The following is a 15,180-nucleotide window of genomic DNA, read 5'->3' as shown; positions in this document are numbered from 1 at the left end:
TCAGGGCCGCGGGTCGCCCAGGTGTTGCCTGAGCCAGTGGCTCATCTCCCACTGCACATGGCCCACTGACTCGCGCGCCGCATAGCCATGTGATTCGTAGGGCAGCGAGACGAAGCGGGCCGTGCCGCCGAGGCCGGCCAGCGCGTGGTACAGGCGCTCGCTCTGCAGCGGCGCGGTGCCGGAGTTGTTGTCGGCTTCGCCGTGGATCAAGAGCAGCGGCTCCTTGATCTGTGTGGCGTAGAGCAGGGGCGAGAGGCGCAGATAGGTTTCGCGCGCATCCCACAGCGAGCGCCGCTCGCTCTGGAAGCCGAAGGGCGTCAGCGTGCGGTTGTAGGCGCCGCTGCGGGCGATGCCGACCTTGAAGAGGTCGGTGTGGGCCAGCAGGTTCACGGCCATGAAGGCGCCATAGCTGTGGCCGCCCACGGCCACCTTCTTCGGGTCGGTGTAGCCCAGCGACTCGGCCTTGTCGAGGATGGCGCGGGCGTTCATCGTGATCTGCTCGACGAAGCCGTCATTGATCGAGCGGATGTCGCCGACCACCGGCATCGTCGCCTCTGACAGCACGACGAAGCCATCCAGTGCCAGCAGCTGTGGTGCGAGGCCCGAGTAGCGGGCGAAGCGGCTGGTGGCGCCACTGATCTGGCCGGCCAGCGTGGGGTCGTTGAACTCCAGCGGGTAGGACCAGACCAGGGTGGGGCGGCGCTCGCCCTCCTTGTAGTCGGGCGGCAGATTGACCCAGAACGACATCTCCACGCCATCGGCCCGCTTGAAGCTGACGAACTCGCGGTGGATGCGGCGCAGGATGGGCGTGGGGTCGCGCAGCTGAGTCAGCGCATGCAGGCCGGTGCCGTCGCGCAGGAAGATGTTGGGCGGCTCGGTCGGGCTTTCGCGGCTCAGCAGCAGGCGGTTGCCGTCCAGCAGGGCCAGCGGCTGTTCGTAGACCGTCTCTGACGACTGGAATGCGTGGCTGCTCAGGCCGTCGCGCAGCGAAAGCCGGTCCAGGAAGGGCTGCTCGCCCTTGGGCTTGGCACCGGCGCCCAGCATGTAGATGTCCCCCTGCGGCGAGGTGCGGATCACGTTGTGGCCATTGAGCAGGGTGCGCATCAAGGGCACGCCGGGATGGCGATAACGTTCGCGCTGCGCGTACTCGAACAGTGGCTTGCTCTGCGTGCCGTTGAGCGGCAGCAGGTAGGTGCGCACCCAGGCGCGGTTGCGGTCGGTCTCGGTCAAGAGGGCTTGCTGGCCGTCGTCCAGGAAGCGCAGCTGGGTGAATCGGTGCGGCATGCGCTGCACCTCGCGCGCCTCGCCGGTGAAAGGCGGGTCGAGGCGCATCAGGCGGTCTCTGAACGGCACGCGGGCGTTCGAGTTGCCACCGTCCAGCGCCTCGATCCAGTAGATCGCCGCGTCCTTGCTGGGCGAGGGGTAGTAGACCCGCGGGCCGACCAGCACGCCGTCGATGGCCACGCCCTTGCGCATGGGCATGCGGGTCAGCTCCTTCAGCACCCGGCCTTCGCGCGAGCGCACTTCCACCACGGTGGGAAAGTCGTCCCAGGTCAGGTCGTAGCTGAAGGGCCGGGCCAGGCGCTCGGTCAACAGGTACTGCGGCGTGCCGGGCGCACCGACGCTGCTGACGCTGGAATAAAGCGCCGGCTCACCGAGCTCGCGCAGCGCGCCGGTGGCGATGTTGACCTGCACCATCTGGGCGCGGCCGTGGTACTCGAACAAGGCCTCGTCATGCGGCGACTGCAGCAAGTCGGCGTAATTGCGTTCGGGCGAGGGCTTGCCGCTTGCCTCCTGCACCGCCGGCCGGGGCGCGGGCCGGGGCGGCGGGCCACGCCGCGCCACGGTCAGCACCACCAGCTCCTGCGGATTCAGCCAGGCCTGCTCGCCCTGGCCCAGCGCGTTGTTGAGCTTGAGACCGGCGATGGGCCGCAGGCGGCCGCTGGCGGTATCGCCCACCCACAGCTCGTTGGCCTGCTCGGTGCGGCGTTCCAGCACGAAGCGCTGGCCATCCGGCGCCCAGGCGAAGCTGTGGAAGGCGCCGCCCGGCGGCAGCTCGATCGTGCGCTCGGGCGCATCCGGCTGGCTCAAGGCGCGCAGTCGCAAGCGCTGCAAAACCTGCAAGGGCTGTGGCGTGCCGGGCCCCGGCTCGAAGCGCAGGCCGGCCAGGCGCAGCACCGGGCGCGCCAGCTCCTCGATGCTGGGATAGGGGCGGATGTCCAGCAGCGCCAGCGTCTGCTGATCGGGCGAGACCCAGGGCCGCGGTGGCACGGGCGCGTCCAGCACCTGGCGGATGGCGGTGCTGGGTTGCAGATAGCCGGCCGGCTCCTGCGCCTGGGCCATCGTCAGCGCAAGGCCGAGCGACAGCAGGCCGAGCAGGGGACGCGAGAGGCGCGGCGATGGGGGCATCGTGGTCGGGGTCAGCGGGGTGAGCGCGCGGCCTGCAGCCGGCGCAGCAGCTCGGCATTGAGCTCGCGCGTGTGGCGGTTCCAGCTGCGGCTGATCTTGTCGATCTCGGCCTGCAGCTTGTCGGCCAGCGCCTGCTCGCCGCGCTGCAGCGCCCAGATCGCGTACTCGGCATGGGCCTCGAAACCGCCGAAACGCTGCAGGCCCTGCTCGAACTCGGCCCGGGCCTGCTCTTGCTGGCCGTCAGCCGCCAGCGCACGCGCCAGCAGCAGGCTCAGCTGGTCGGCGCGGAAGCCTGGCTGCTCATTGCGGATGGCTTGCAGATGCGTGACGGCGCGGCCGGCCTGGCCGCTTTCCAGCCAGGCGCGGGCAGCGCCGAACTTGATCTCGGCGTCGCTGGCGAAAGGGCCCTTCAGGCAGGTCTCGAAGGCGGTGGCCGCCTCGGCCGGCTGGCCGGCCTCGAGCAGGGCCTGGGCCAGGCGCATGTGGTTCTGCGCGGTGGGCGTGGCTTCCAGCGCAGCGCGGGCCTCGCGCAGGTCGCGGCCCGGGTCCAGCGAGCGCGCGGCCGCCACCACGGTGCGCCGCGCGCCGCGCTCCAGGCGTGAGCCCGGCAGGTAGATGGCGACGAAATAAACGACGCTGCCCAGCAAGGGGAACATGAAGAGGATCATCAGCCAGTACATCTGCTGGCCGGTGCGGATGGCATGGATGGCGAAGAACAGCGCGACCAGCACATGCAGGCCGACTCCGATGAAAGGCATGGTGGTCTAGCTCCCCGGGGTTTCGAATCTTGTGGCCGGCTATTGTGCCGCCGCAGGCCGTATCAAGAGCCAGGCCAGGGTGCTGAAGCTGACGAAGGCCAGCACCGTCGAGGCCATGATGATGCGGGCCACGCGGCCGTTGTCGGCGCCATAGCGTTCGGCCAGCAGCGAGACATTGCTGGCGCTGGGCAGGGCCGCCGCCAGGCCCAGCACCAGCAGCTGGAATTCGCTCAGCGGCAGGCCGAGGCGCCGGCCCAGCAGGCCAAGGCCCAGCGCCAGGGCCGGGTGCAGGATCAGCTTGATCAGGGCCACCGGCAGGTACAGCGCCAGCGGGGTGCGCTGCTGGGCATGCTGGCCGGAGCGCCACAGCACGGCCCCGATGGTGAACAAGGCCACCGGCGAGGCGGCGTCGGCCAGCATGCGGATCACGGTGGCCAGCGGCCCGAGTGGATGCAGGCCGGTGGCCGAGGCCAGGATGCCCAGCGCGATCGACCAGGGCAGAGGATTCGACAAGGCGCCGCGCAAGGCCTGGGCCAGGGCCGCACCGCCGCGGCCCGGTCCGGCGTCCTGGCTGCTGGCGATCGCCACGCACAGTGAGCTGGTGACGAAGAGATCGGCCAGCACCGTGCAGATCACCGGCCCGGCCGCGCTCGGCCCCAGCAGCGCGACGAGCAGCGGAACGCCCATGAAGCCGGTGTTGGGAAAGGCCGCCACCAGCGCGCCGAAGGCGGCGTTCTTCAGGTCCACGCGGCTCGAGCGGGTGAGCCGGATCGTCAGGACCACGAGCAGCAGGGCCACGCCCACATAGAGGCCCAGCATGGCGGGGTTCAGCAGCTCGAGGACCGGCGTGTTCATGCCGAAGCGGAACAGCAGGCAGGGCAGGGCGAAGAACAGCACGAAGCCGTTCAGCCCTGGGATGGCGCTCTCGGCCAGCACGCCGCGCGAGGCCGCCAGGTAGCCGCACAGCACCAGGGCGAAGAAGGGCAGGGTGACGGCCAGGATGGCTTGCATGGGCCGCCAGTATCGCAAGCCGGCCTCCCCCCCGAGCCTGGGGGTGTGAGCGAATGCTCGCCCGCCCTTTGTTCATGGGGGGCGAGCCTCGCGGCCGGGCCGTCGCTCGCTAACATGACGCGCAATGCGCTTTGCTTTCAATCACCGCCCGCGGCCTGTTGCTGGCCCGCCTGCGGGTGCCACCCTGGTGCCCGAGCAGCGCCTGGGCGTCTGGACGCTGCGCCGCGCCCTGCATGCCAGCGCCGTGGGCCAGTGGTACCGGGCCGAGCATGTGCTGGCCCGCGGCCAGCGCGCCGGCCTGATCGTGTTCGAGAACGCCACCGATGCCGCCGCCCTGATGCTGCGCTTCGCTGATGGCGCCACCGAACTGGCACGGCTGCAGCACCATGGCATCGTCACCCCGATAGACAGCGGCGTCACGCCGCATGGCAAACCCTTCCTGGTGCTGCCCTGGGTCGAGGCCCGGCCGCTGATGAGCCTGACCGAGCGGCTGGGCCTGCGCGAGCGCCTGGCGCTTTTGCTGCAGCTCTGCGATGCCCTGGCCCATGCACACAGCGAGGGCCTGCTGCTGTCTGAGCTGGACCCCAGCCTCCTGTGGGTGCGTGCCGACGGCCGCCTGCAGCTGATGGGCCTGCACCTGAGCCACGAAGAATTGCCCGAGCCGCCGCATCCGGCCCTGTTGGTCTATGCGAGCCCGGAGCGCCGCCAGGGCGCCGCGCCCAGCCCGGCCAGCGAGGCCTATGCCCTCGGGGCCCTGCTGTGCGAGCTGGTGCATGAGCGCGCGCCCGATCACCACGAGGCCAGCCCCGAACACGACAGCGTGGCGACCCGCTGGCCCGAGTTGAGCCCGGCGCAACGGCTGAGCCTGGAAGCCCTGGTCCACAAGGCGGCCAGCCCGCTGCCGGAGCAGCGCCATGCCAGCTCCGAAGCGCTGGGCCTGGACCTGCGCTCCTGGCTGGCCGGCGAGAGCCATTCGGCCCTGCAGCTGACGCCGATGCCCATCCCCAACTCGGCACCCGTGCCGCTGGAGGGCGTGGCCGACGAGGCGACGGCCAGCACCTCCTGGTTCTGGCGCTTGTGGCGTCAGATCACGGCCAGCGAGTCGCGCTGAGGCCGGCGCTCTGGCTTCAGGCCGCCTGCGGCCCCGGCTTGCCGGCTTCCACCACGAAGCGCGCCTGCGTCTCAACCGCGCTTTGCGCATCCCAGGCATCGACGACGGCCCGCAGCTCGGCCTGCATCAGGCCGGCTTTCAGGTCGAAGCGCACATAACCGCGCTGCTCGCTGCGTGACAGCAGCAGGTGCGGGTTGTGGGCCAGGGCCTGGTCGAGCCGCTGCTGCGAGCCGCCATGGCTGCTGATCGAGGTGCCGCAGAACTCGCTGGCCAGCAGCGGGGTCTCGGGCTTGTCGAAATCCAGGCGCAGGCCGGCCACATGGTTGGCATGCACGTCACCGCCCAGCACCACGGTGTTGGGCACCCGGGCCGCCGCCAGGTCCTGCAGCAAGCGGGTGCGTGCGGCCGGGTAGCCGTCCCAGCCATCGGTCCAGTAGCGGCCGCCGCCATTGGCCGGGTCTCGCTGGCTGTGGCGGGCCATCAGCGTCTGCTGGGCGAGCAGGTTCCAGGGCCGTGAGGCGTCCCAGGTCTTGGCCAGCCAGCGCTCCTGGGCGCTGCCCAGCAGGCTGCGGGCCGGGTCGTGCAGGGCCGGGCAGTCGCGCTCGTCCACGGTGTTGGAGCCACCCCGGTCCGGCTTTGGGCAGACCTGCGGGTCGCGCCAGCTGCGGTCGTCCAGCGTGATCAGGCGGGTCAGCGAGCCCCAGTTCCAATGCTGGTAGAGCCGCAGCGGCGAGAGGTCGGCTGCGCTGGGCTGCCAGGCCTTGGGGAAGGGCATGTGTTCCCAGTAGGCCTGGGCCGCAGCGCGGCGGCGGGCCGGGAAGTCGGGGGCCAGCGTCTCGCCCTGGTCGGCAGCGTAGTCGTTCGAGACCTCGTGATCGTCCCAGGTGCAGAGCCAGGGTGCGCGCGCATGCATGGCCTGCAGGTGCGGGTCGCTCTTGTAGAGCGCGTAGCGGCGGCGGTAGTCGTCCAGCGTCTGGCAGGCGCGGCCCTGGTGCTGCCGCTTGGCCGTGCTGTCCTTGCCGGCGCCGTACTCGTAGATGTAGTCGCCGAGGAAGAGCACCAGGTCCAGCTCCTGCTCGGCCATGTCGCGCCAGGCGGCGTAGTGGCCGTGGTCCCAGCGCTGGCAGGAGGCGATGGCGAAGCGCAGGCTGGCCTTGGCGCCAGCGGCCGGCGCGGTGCGCGTGCGGCCGACCGCGCTTTGCTGGCCGAGGGCGGTGAAGCGGTACCAGTACCAGCGGTCAGGCTTCAGCCCGGCCGGCTCGGCGTGGATGCTGTGGGCACTGGCCGGGCTCGCGGTCTCGCTGCCTCGGGCGGCGATCTGCTTGAAGCCTTCGTCCTCGGCCAGTTCCCAGCGGACCTCGACCTGATCGGCAAGCTCAGGGCCGGTGAGTCGCGTCCACAGCACCAATCGATCGGGCCGGGGGCCGCCGGACGCAAGGCCGAGGGCGAAGCGCTCGGTGTCGGCGGCGCGCGCATGGCGCAGGAACAGCGGGGCAGTGCCGGCCGCCAGGGCCAGTTGCAGGAGGTGGCGGCGGTCGGTCTGGTAGCGGCTCATGCGGCGGCAGCTTACTCAGGAATCGTGATGTGCCATTTGCGCGCCAGCTCGCGCCATTCGCCTGTCGCCCGCAACTGAGTCATCGCCTGGTCCAGGCCGTCGCGCAGCGTCTCGCCCTGGGCGCTGCGGGTGAACGCGAAATGCCCGCGCTGGTAGCCGAGCGGCGGGTTGAGGATCTGCAGCTCGCGGCTCAGGCCCAGCGATTCGATCACCGGCGCCGTGTTGCGCTCGTTGCTGGCCAGCAGCTCGATGCGGCCGCGCTTGAGCATCAGGAGGCCGGTTTCCACGGTCAGCGCGGTGCTGAGCTGCTGCAGCGAGGGCCGGGCCCGCTCGAACTCGTCGCCATAGGCCCAGCCCTGGACGATGGCCACGGGCACCTGGGCCAGGGCCGTGAAGTCGCCCACCCAGTGCGAGGCCAGGTTGCGGCGGGCATAGAAGACCAGGGCATCGGCATAAAAGGCCTGGCGCGAGAACAGGAAGCGGCCCTCGCGCTCCGGCGTGCGGTAGGGGCCCACCAGCACATCGGCCAGGCCCTGCTCGACCATGGCCTGGGCGCGCAGCCAGGGCAGCACCTGGAAGCGCAGCGGCAGCCCGAGGCGGGCGGCGGCGCGGCGCATCAGCTCGGCGCCCAGGCCGTCGGCCTCGCCGGACAGCGGGTTCCTGCCCCGGGCCTCGAAGATGCGCGGGAACTGGGTGCCGACGACCAGCAGCTCACGCGCCAGCGCCGGTCGTGCTGCGAGGGCCAGCGGCGCCACGAGACACAGCCGGCGCATCGCGCTGCGTGGCTTGATCAAGGGACGTGCCTGGGGGAAATGCTCATGCCCCGCAGCTTACGCGATGCCTCAGCGGTCACGGGCCGTGGCTATCATGAGCCGCATGTCTTCCGATGCATCGCCTGCCCTGCCGGGCCCCGCGCTCGATCTGCCGGGTCGCCCGGCCCTGAGCCGTCCCAGCCATGCGGGGCGCTGGCTGGCGCTGCTGCTCTCGTTGGCCTGTGGTGCCGCCGGCCTCGCGCTGGCCAGCCACTATCCGATCGCGCCGCCGCTGGCGATCGCGCTGTACCTGGGGGTGCTGGCGGCGAGCTTCCGCTGGTGGCAGGCGGCGCCGCTCTTGCTGATCGGCCTGGTGCCGGTGCTGGGCCTCGCGACCTGGACCGGCTGGTTCATCTTCGAGGAGCTCGACCTGCTGGTGATGGCGGCTGCTGCCGGCGGCTATGCGGCCTATGCGCTGGGGCGAGCCGGCGACAAGACCTCGGCCTGGCGCCGTCCGCTGGCGCCCTCGGCGCTGGCCAAGCTGCTCTTGCTGCTGTTCGCGGCCTCGATGCTGTGGTCGGTGCGGCGCGGCCTGCTGGATGCCGGCGGCTTCGAGTTCGGCTGGTGGCAGGGCTATCTGGAGCCGCTGAACAGCCCGCGCCAGTTGAAGGGCTTCGCCTATGCCCTGCTGCTGCTGCCGCTGTGGCAGCGCGCCAGCGCCAGCCGGCCCGAGCGGGTCGAGCGCGGCATGCTGTTCGCGATGTGCCTGGCCCTGGCCGGCATCTCGCTGGCGGCGCTGTGGGAGCGCATCGCTTTTCCGGGCCTCCTGAATTTCAGTGCCGACTACCGCAGCACGGCCATGTTCTGGGAAATGCAGGTCGGCGGCGCCATGCTCGATGGCGCGCTCTTGCTGTGCCTGCCCTTTGCCCTCGCCGCGCTGATGCGCCAGCGCACCCCCGCCCTGCTGGTCCTGCTGCTGGCCCTGGTGCTGATGGCCAGCTATGCGGCCCTGACCACCTTCTCGCGCGGCGTCTACCTGGCCCTGCCGGTGGCGCTGGCGACGCTGCTGTTGCTCAGCTATCGACAGCATCACGCCCGCAAGGTCTCGCAGGTCGAGCAGCCCCAGCACCTGGAGGCGGCCTTGCGCGCGCTTCCTTTGCTGGCCCTGCTGGCGCTGTTCGGTTTCAGCGCGGCCCAGGTCTTCGAGGTGGCCGGTTATCGCGGCCTGCTGGCCTTGTCAGGCACAGCTCTGTTGCTGCTCTTCGCGCCGCGCCAGCTGCTGGTCGAGAGCCTTTCGTCACGCCTGCTGGTGCTGGCCATGGCGGCGCTGCTGGGCCTGTTGGCTGCAGGGCTGAGCTGGTCGGTGGCCAGCTGGATCCCGAAGTCGGCCTATGTGATCTACGGCCTGTCGTTCGCCCTCGGCGCCCTGCTGATGTGGCGTCCGCCCGGCCGCATGGATGCCACGCTGCGCAGCATGCTGCTCAGCACGGTCTGGTTCTGGAGCCTCGGCTGCGTGGCCGTCGTGGCTGGCAACTGGGGCGGAGAAATGGCCTTGCGAGCCAGCGTCTGGCCGCTGCTGCTGTGGGCCCTGGCCTGGGTCTGGCTGATAGGCGCGGCGCCGGCTGCAGCCACCCGCATGCTGGACCTCGGCTGGCGCGTGCGTGCCATCCTGGCCGGCGTGCTGCTGGTGGCGGGTGCCCTGGTGTCCACGCTGGAGGGCGGCGCCTATGTGGGTGAGCGCATGGCCACGGGCGTGCAGGACCTGGGCGCGCGTGTCGACCATTGGCGTGGCAGCTACTGGCTGCTGCAGGGCGAGGAAGAGCGCTGGCTGGGCCGGGGCAGCGGCCGCTACATGGCGACGCGCTTCTACACCGGCCCGGCGAATGAGCGGGTGGGCGATTTCCGCCTCGGCGAGGAGGCGGGCCGGCCCTTTCTGCGCCTGAGCGGCGGCCGCCATCTGCTGGATTACGGCGGCATGCTGCGCGTGACCCAGCGCATTGCCGTGCCCAGCGGCGCGGTGCTGGTGCAGGCCCGCGTGCGCGCCGCCGAAGATGCCGGCCTGCATGCCGAGCTGGCCGAGAAGCACCTGCTTTACCAGGAGGCGCGCAGCCACAAGGCCGTGGCCGTCAAGGGCAAGCCCGGTGAATGGCAGACGGTGCAGATCAAGCTCGATGCCCTGCCGAGTGGCGCTGGCGGCGACTGGTGGGCGCCGCGCCTGATCACCTTTGCGATTGCCGAGACGGTGGCGGGCAAGGAGCTCGATGTCGCCGAACTGAGCCTGCTTGATGCCTCGGGCCGCACGCTGCTGGCCAATGGCGATTTCTCGCAGGGCCTGGCCCGCTGGTACTTCACCAGCGACCGCCACCACCTGCCCTGGCATGCCAAGAGCCTGCCGCTGCACCTGCAGTTCGAGCAGGGCTGGCTCGGCCTGTGGATCTGGACGGCTCTGGTGGCCGCCGCGCTGTGGCGCGTCAGCCTCGGCCGGGCGCGCTCGCATGCGCTGGCGCCGGCGGTGGCGGCGTCCATCGTCGGCTTCCTGATGGTGGGCCTGTTCGACAGCCTGGTGGATGCGCCGCGCATCGCCTTCCTGTTCTACAGCGTTGTGCTGCTGGGCCTGTGCCTGCGGGCCCTGCCGCCGGGCGTGAGCAGCGCGTCACGTCAGTAGCCGCTTACGGGCGGCCGCTATCATGCGCCGCCCCTTTGTGCTGTTCCCATGTCCTCCCCGACTCCCGACGCCGCCGCCACGCTCAACCCCGCGCAACTGGAGGCGGTCTACCACCTCACCGGGCCCTGCCTGGTGGTGGCCGGTGCCGGTTCCGGCAAGACGCGGGTGATCACGACCAAGATCGGCCAGTTGCTGAAGTCCGGCTATGCGGCGCGCAACATCGCCGCCATCACCTTCACCAACAAGGCCGCGCAGGAGATGCGCGAGCGGGCCAAGGCCCTGGTCGGCCCGCGCGCGGCCAAGGACCTGGCGATCTCGACCTTCCACAGCCTGGGCGTGCGCATCCTGCGCGAGGAGGGCACGCGGGTCGGCCTGAAGGAACAGTTCTCCATCCTCGACAGCGACGACGTGCTGGGTGTGCTGCGCGACGCCGGCGGCACGACCGACGCCAACCAGGCCAAGTCCTGGCAATGGACCATCTCGCTGTGGAAGAACATGGGCCTGAATGCCGCCCAGGCCGCCGCACAAGCCAAGGACGAGAACGAGCGCACGGCCGCCATCGTCATGACCAAGTACCAGGAGCGGCTCGCGGCCTACCAGGCCGTGGACTTCGACGACCTGATCTCCCTGCCCTTGAAGCTCCTGACCGAGGACGCCGAGGCGCGCGGCAAGTGGCAGGACACCTTGCGCTATGTGCTGGTCGACGAATACCAGGACACCAATGCGGTGCAGTACGACCTCTTGAAGCAGCTGGTCGGCGAGCGTGCGCTGTTCACCGCCGTGGGCGACGACGACCAGAGCATCTACGGCTGGCGCGGCGCCACCATCGAAAACCTGAAGCGCTTGCCGGTCGACTTCCCCAACCTCAAGGTGATCCCGCTGGAGCAGAACTACCGCTCCACCGGCGCCATCCTGCGTGCGGCCAACAACGTGATCGCGGTCAACCCCAAGATCTTCGAGAAGAAGCTGTGGAGTGAGTTCGGCGACGGCGAGCCGGTCAGCCTCGTCGAGTCCGATGGCGAGGACCATGAGGCCGAACGCGCCGTGGCGCGCATCCAGGCGATACGCGGCCAGGGCGGTGCCGGCATCGAGTTCAAGAACTTCGCCATCCTCTACCGCGCCAACCACCAGGCCCGGCCGTTCGAGCAGGCGCTGCGCCGCGCCCAGATTCCTTACAAGGTCAGCGGCGGCCAGAGCTTCTTCGACAAGGCCGAGATCAAGGACCTGTGCGGCTGGCTGCGCCTCTTGGTGAACCAGGACGACGACCCCGCCTTCCTGCGCGCAGTGACCACCCCCAAGCGTGGCATCGGCCACCAGACCATCGCCGGCCTGAGCCAGTTCGCTGGCAAGTGGAAGTGCAGCATGTACGAGGCGCTCTTTGCCGAGAGCCTCGGCACGGCGCTCAGTGCCAAGCAGATCGGCTCGCTGCACGAGTTCGGCCGCTACGTGAACGAGTTCGAATACAAGGCCCGCCACACGGCCGGTGCCAAGGAGGCCAAGGGCCTGCTGCTGGAATGGCTGAAGGACATTGCCTACGAGCAGCATCTCTACGACCACGAGGAGAACGAGAAAGTCGCGGCGGCCCGTTGGAACAACGTGCTCGATTTCGTCGACTGGGTGGCCAAGCGCTGCGGCGGCGAGATCCAGGAGGACGGCGGCAAGTTCGAGACCGAGAAGCAGACCGTGCTGCAGGTCGCGCAGACCATCAGCGTCATCCTCTCCATGGCCGAGCGCAACGAAGACCAGGACCAGGTCGTGCTGACCACCCTGCATGCCAGCAAGGGCCTGGAGTGGCCGCATGTCTTTCTCGCCGGCGTCAACGAGGGCCTGCTGCCCTTCAAGGCCGACGACGAGGAGATGACGGCCCAGCGCCTCGAGGAAGAACGCCGCCTGATGTACGTGGGCATCACCCGCGCGCGCAAGACCCTGGCGGTCAGCACGCTGCGGCGGCGGCGCAAGGCGCGCGAGCTGGTGATGGGCATTCCGAGCCGCTTCATCCTCGAGATGAAGCTGAACGAGTCCACGGTCAAGGAAGACCCGCGCGAGAAGCTCAAGCGGCTGCGCGAGGCCTTTGCGGTCAAGGGCGCGGCAAGCGCCGCCGCGCAAGAGGCCGACAAGGGCAAGCCATAGGCGCCGGTGTAGCGTGGCCGAGCGATCATGCCGTCATGCCCATCTCACGTTTTCTTCCCTGGCTGACGCTGGCGAGCGGTCTGCTCGCCGTGCTCGCCCCCTGGCTTGGCCAGCCCGCGCTTTTCTACACCACCAAGCCACTGACCACGGTGCTGATCCTGGCCTACGCCTGGCAGCGTGGGCATGGCGCGCCGATGCGCCCCTGGATCGTTGCCGGCCTCGCCGCCTCGCTGGCGGGCGACGTGGCGCTGATCTGGCCGCAGCAGGGTTTTCTGCCGGGGCTGGTCTCCTTCCTGGTCGCCCACCTTTGCTATCTCTGGGCCTTCACGCGGGTGCAGCGCCTGGCGGCCTGGCCCTGGGCCTTTCTGGGCTATGGCCTGCTGGCCAGTGCCATCCTCCGGCGGTTGTGGCCGGGTGTGCCGGAAGCCTTGCAGGCGCCGGTCGTGGTCTATGTCTTGTGCCTGTGTGCCATGGCCGCGCAGTCGCTCGTGCTGGCCAAGCTCTCGTTCACGCCGGCCAACCGGATACTCGGCCTGGGCGGCCTGCTTTTCGTCATCTCCGATGCCTGCCTGGCCACCAACAAGTTCGCCGGGCCGGCGCCGTTGGCGGCCCTGCTTGTGCTGCCGACCTACTGGGCGGCGCAATGGTGCATCGCCAGCTGGCTCACGCCGGCCGCCCGGGACTGAGGCTCAGCGCAGCCGGCGGTACAAGGTGTTGCGGCTGACGCCGAGCCGGCGTGCCGCTTCGGAGACGTTGCCATGGCAGTCGCGCAGCGTCTGCTCGATGCGCTGCGCGGCCAGCGAGCGCAGGTCCTCGGCGGGCATCGGCGCCGGGGCCACGGCCGGCGCGAGCTCATCGAGCAGATCCTCGGGCAGGTGGGCGGCCGTGATCAGTGGCTCGGCGTCGTCCAGCAGGGCCACGGCGGTGCGCAGCACCTGGGCCAGCTGCCGCACGTTGCCGGGCCAGTCATGGCGGGCGAAGGCCGTGGCCAGCGTTGGCTCCAGCGCCAGGCTGCGTCCCGGGGCCAGGTCTTGCAGCAGACGATCGACCAGCGTGGCGAGGTCGCTGCGCTCACGCAGTGCCGGTAGCCGCACCATCAGGCCGTTAAGCCGGTAGTAGAGATCCTCGCGGAAGCGGCCCTGCCGGACCAGCTCGCGCAGCGGCTGGTGGCTGGCCGAGATCAGGGCAAAGTCCAGGTCCACCACCGCGCCGCCGCCCAGCGGTTGCACCTGGCGCTCCTGCAGCACGCGCAGCAGCCGGGCCTGCAAGGCCAGCGGCATGTCGCCGATCTCGTCCAGGAACAGCGTGCCGCCCTGGGCCTCGCGCAGCCGCCCCGGCGTGCCCTCGCGTCGGGCACCGGTGAAGGCGCCGCCACGGTAGCCGAACAGCTCGGCTTCGATCAGCGACTCGGGCAGGGCCGCGCAATTGAGGGCCACGAAGGGCTGGCCGGCGCGCGGGCCGCTGTCGTGGCAGGCGCGCGCAAACAGCTCTTTGCCGACGCCCGACTCGCCCTGCAGCAGCAGCGGGATGGGCTTGCCCAGCACGCGTCGGGCCCGGCCGATCTGCTCGGCCAGCGTGGCGTCGCCGCTGTCCAGCCGCTGCAGCGCATCGCCTTGCGGCGGGCGTGCACCCGGGGCGGGCACTCGGCGCGCACCGTCGAGCCGCGCCCACAGGCGGCCCGAGGCGCCCTCGATGGCCTGCGGGCCGGGGCGCTGCTGCAGCGCGCCGAGCGCCTGCTCCATCACCTGGTCGATCGGCAACTGGCCGATGGCCGAGGCCGGCAGGCGCAGCAACTCGAGGGCGACGCGGTTGGCACCGAGGATGAGGCCGTCTTCGTCCAGTGCCAGCAGGCCCTCGACCACGGTGCCCAGTCCCTCGGGCCGGCCATGCAGGCGCAGCCGCAGGCCGCTGCCATGGCGGGCCTCGAAGAGCTGGTGCTCCAGCATGCGGCCGGCGGCGCGCACCAGGCCCAGCGCATGGCGGTGCTCGCCGCGCTGGTCGCCCGAGATGTCGAGCACGCCCAGCAGGCGGCCGTCTGGCCCCCACACGGGTGTGGCCGCGCAGGTCAGGAAGCCGTTGCGCTCCAGAAAATGCTCGCCGCCGTGCACCATCAGCGGTCGGCCCTCGGCCAGTGCCGTGCCGATGGCATTGGTACCGCGCCATTGCTCCAGCCAGTTGGCGCCGGGCCGCAGCGCGACGCGCGCGGCCTTGTCCGCAAAGCCGGTGTCGCCCAGGGCCTCGAGCAGCATGCCTTCGGCGTCGGCCAGGATGACCAGCTGGCCCGCATCGCGGATCTGCTCGTGCACGAACTCCATCACCGGGCGGGCCTGGGCCAGCAACTGGCGGCGTTGCTCCTGGGCGCGCCGCAACTGGGCGGCGGAGGCATGCGGCACACCGAGCTGGCGGCCCTGTGGCTCGAGGCCGTGGGCCAGGCTGCGTTGCCAGCTGGCCTCGACGGCCGCGTCGAGCAGGCCGGCTGGCGCGGCGCCGGCATCCAGCAAGGCGCGGCGCGCCTCGCGCAGGCGTCGTCCATCGGGGCGCGGCCGCGCCGGTGCGGCCAGGGGCAGGGTCCACATCGTTCTTTGTCTCCTTGCGGCGCGCTCTCACTGGGCGCCGTCATGCGGCGACCCTAGGGCCGGCCGCTCGGGTGCGGAAGCGATTCAGCCGGATTGCCCGCCCGACTGCTCCATCGCGTGACAGTCGGCTGGCGCAGGGTGTGCCGGCTGCACAGTCTGCGCGCGCCGCCTGACCCGGTTCTTGCGCGAAATCAGGCCCCGGGCAGTGGACCC

General features: G+C 70.7%; 10 protein-coding genes. 4 read left to right on the top strand and 6 right to left on the bottom strand.

From position 1 onward, the window contains the following. Genes J7U46_RS15005 through J7U46_RS14995 form a run of 3 tightly spaced genes read right to left on the bottom strand, consistent with a single transcriptional unit; the run spans position 1 to position 4,178 of the window. Positions 1 to 2,409: a prolyl oligopeptidase family serine peptidase gene (locus J7U46_RS15005; protein ID WP_282827203.1), complete on the bottom strand. Its 2,409-nt coding sequence runs from the start codon at positions 2,407 to 2,409 to the stop codon at positions 1 to 3. An 11-nt stretch (positions 2,410 to 2,420) separates the two neighbouring features. Then, the gene (locus J7U46_RS15000; protein WP_282827202.1) at positions 2,421 to 3,167 is read right to left on the bottom strand and encodes a tetratricopeptide repeat protein; all 747 of its coding nucleotides are present in this window, start codon (positions 3,165 to 3,167) and stop codon (positions 2,421 to 2,423) included. A gap of 39 nt (positions 3,168 to 3,206) precedes the next feature. After that, positions 3,207 to 4,178 carry an AEC family transporter gene (locus J7U46_RS14995; protein ID WP_282827200.1) on the bottom strand — a complete coding sequence of 324 codons (972 nt, stop codon included), beginning with the start codon at positions 4,176 to 4,178 and terminating at the stop codon, positions 3,207 to 3,209. 124 nt (positions 4,179 to 4,302) lie between these two features. On the opposite strand from J7U46_RS14995, the gene J7U46_RS14990 reads away from it, so the two are divergent. Further along, positions 4,303 to 5,289 carry a hypothetical protein gene (locus tag J7U46_RS14990; protein ID WP_282827198.1) on the top strand — a complete coding sequence of 329 codons (987 nt, stop codon included), beginning with the start codon at positions 4,303 to 4,305 and terminating at the stop codon, positions 5,287 to 5,289. A 16-nt stretch (positions 5,290 to 5,305) separates the two neighbouring features. On the opposite strand, the gene J7U46_RS14985 is transcribed toward J7U46_RS14990, so the two are convergent. Together J7U46_RS14985 and J7U46_RS14980 are read right to left on the bottom strand one after the other, a co-directional pair. Next, positions 5,306 to 6,844, bottom strand: coding sequence for an alkaline phosphatase D family protein (locus tag J7U46_RS14985; protein ID WP_282827196.1), 1,539 nt, complete (start codon positions 6,842 to 6,844; stop codon positions 5,306 to 5,308). An 11-nt stretch (positions 6,845 to 6,855) separates the two neighbouring features. After that, on the bottom strand, positions 6,856 to 7,638 hold the full coding sequence (locus J7U46_RS14980) for a transporter substrate-binding domain-containing protein (RefSeq protein WP_282827195.1): 783 nt from the start codon (positions 7,636 to 7,638) through the stop codon (positions 6,856 to 6,858). An 82-nt stretch (positions 7,639 to 7,720) separates the two neighbouring features. On the opposite strand from J7U46_RS14980, the gene J7U46_RS14975 reads away from it, so the two are divergent. The 3 genes from J7U46_RS14975 to J7U46_RS14965 are packed head-to-tail and all read left to right on the top strand — an operon-like array spanning position 7,721 to position 13,077. Beyond that, a complete protein-coding gene (locus J7U46_RS14975; protein ID WP_282827194.1) occupies positions 7,721 to 10,261 on the top strand; it encodes a hypothetical protein in 2,541 nt (846 codons plus the stop codon). 48 nt (positions 10,262 to 10,309) lie between these two features. Further along, positions 10,310 to 12,391 carry a UvrD-helicase domain-containing protein gene (locus J7U46_RS14970; RefSeq protein WP_282827192.1) on the top strand — a complete coding sequence of 694 codons (2,082 nt, stop codon included), beginning with the start codon at positions 10,310 to 10,312 and terminating at the stop codon, positions 12,389 to 12,391. Positions 12,392 to 12,426: 35 nt separating this feature from the next. Then, positions 12,427 to 13,077 carry a lysoplasmalogenase gene (locus J7U46_RS14965; RefSeq protein ID WP_282827190.1) on the top strand — a complete coding sequence of 217 codons (651 nt, stop codon included), beginning with the start codon at positions 12,427 to 12,429 and terminating at the stop codon, positions 13,075 to 13,077. 3 nt (positions 13,078 to 13,080) lie between these two features. Here the strand turns inward: J7U46_RS14965 and J7U46_RS14960 are convergent, their stop codons facing one another. Beyond that, entirely contained in the window at positions 13,081 to 14,967 is a 1,887-nt protein-coding gene (locus J7U46_RS14960) for a sigma-54-dependent Fis family transcriptional regulator (RefSeq protein WP_282827188.1), read from the bottom strand. Positions 14,968 to 15,180: the final 213 nt, after the last annotated feature.

Source organism: Pelomonas sp. V22 (genome assembly GCF_030014915.1).
GTDB lineage: Bacteria > Pseudomonadota > Gammaproteobacteria > Burkholderiales > Burkholderiaceae_C > JAUASW01.
This window is presented reverse-complemented; position numbering and strand designations above follow the sequence as displayed.

Bases quoted from the DNA above. Each gene is read 5' to 3' on its own strand.
- J7U46_RS15000 (WP_282827202.1), bottom strand. From the start codon at position 3,167: ATGCCTTTCATCGGAGTCGGCCTGCATGTGCTGGTCGCGCTGTTCTTC.
- J7U46_RS14960 (WP_282827188.1), bottom strand. From the start codon at position 14,967: ATGTGGACCCTGCCCCTGGCCGCACCGGCGCGGCCGCGCCCCGATGGA.
- J7U46_RS15005 (WP_282827203.1), bottom strand. From the start codon at position 2,409: ATGCCCCCATCGCCGCGCCTCTCGCGTCCCCTGCTCGGCCTGCTGTCG.
- J7U46_RS14970 (WP_282827192.1), top strand. From the start codon at position 10,310: ATGTCCTCCCCGACTCCCGACGCCGCCGCCACGCTCAACCCCGCGCAA.
- J7U46_RS14990 (WP_282827198.1), top strand. From the start codon at position 4,303: ATGCGCTTTGCTTTCAATCACCGCCCGCGGCCTGTTGCTGGCCCGCCT.
- J7U46_RS14975 (WP_282827194.1), top strand. From the start codon at position 7,721: ATGTCTTCCGATGCATCGCCTGCCCTGCCGGGCCCCGCGCTCGATCTG.
- J7U46_RS14985 (WP_282827196.1), bottom strand. From the start codon at position 6,844: ATGAGCCGCTACCAGACCGACCGCCGCCACCTCCTGCAACTGGCCCTG.
- J7U46_RS14965 (WP_282827190.1), top strand. From the start codon at position 12,427: ATGCCCATCTCACGTTTTCTTCCCTGGCTGACGCTGGCGAGCGGTCTG.
- J7U46_RS14995 (WP_282827200.1), bottom strand. From the start codon at position 4,178: ATGCAAGCCATCCTGGCCGTCACCCTGCCCTTCTTCGCCCTGGTGCTG.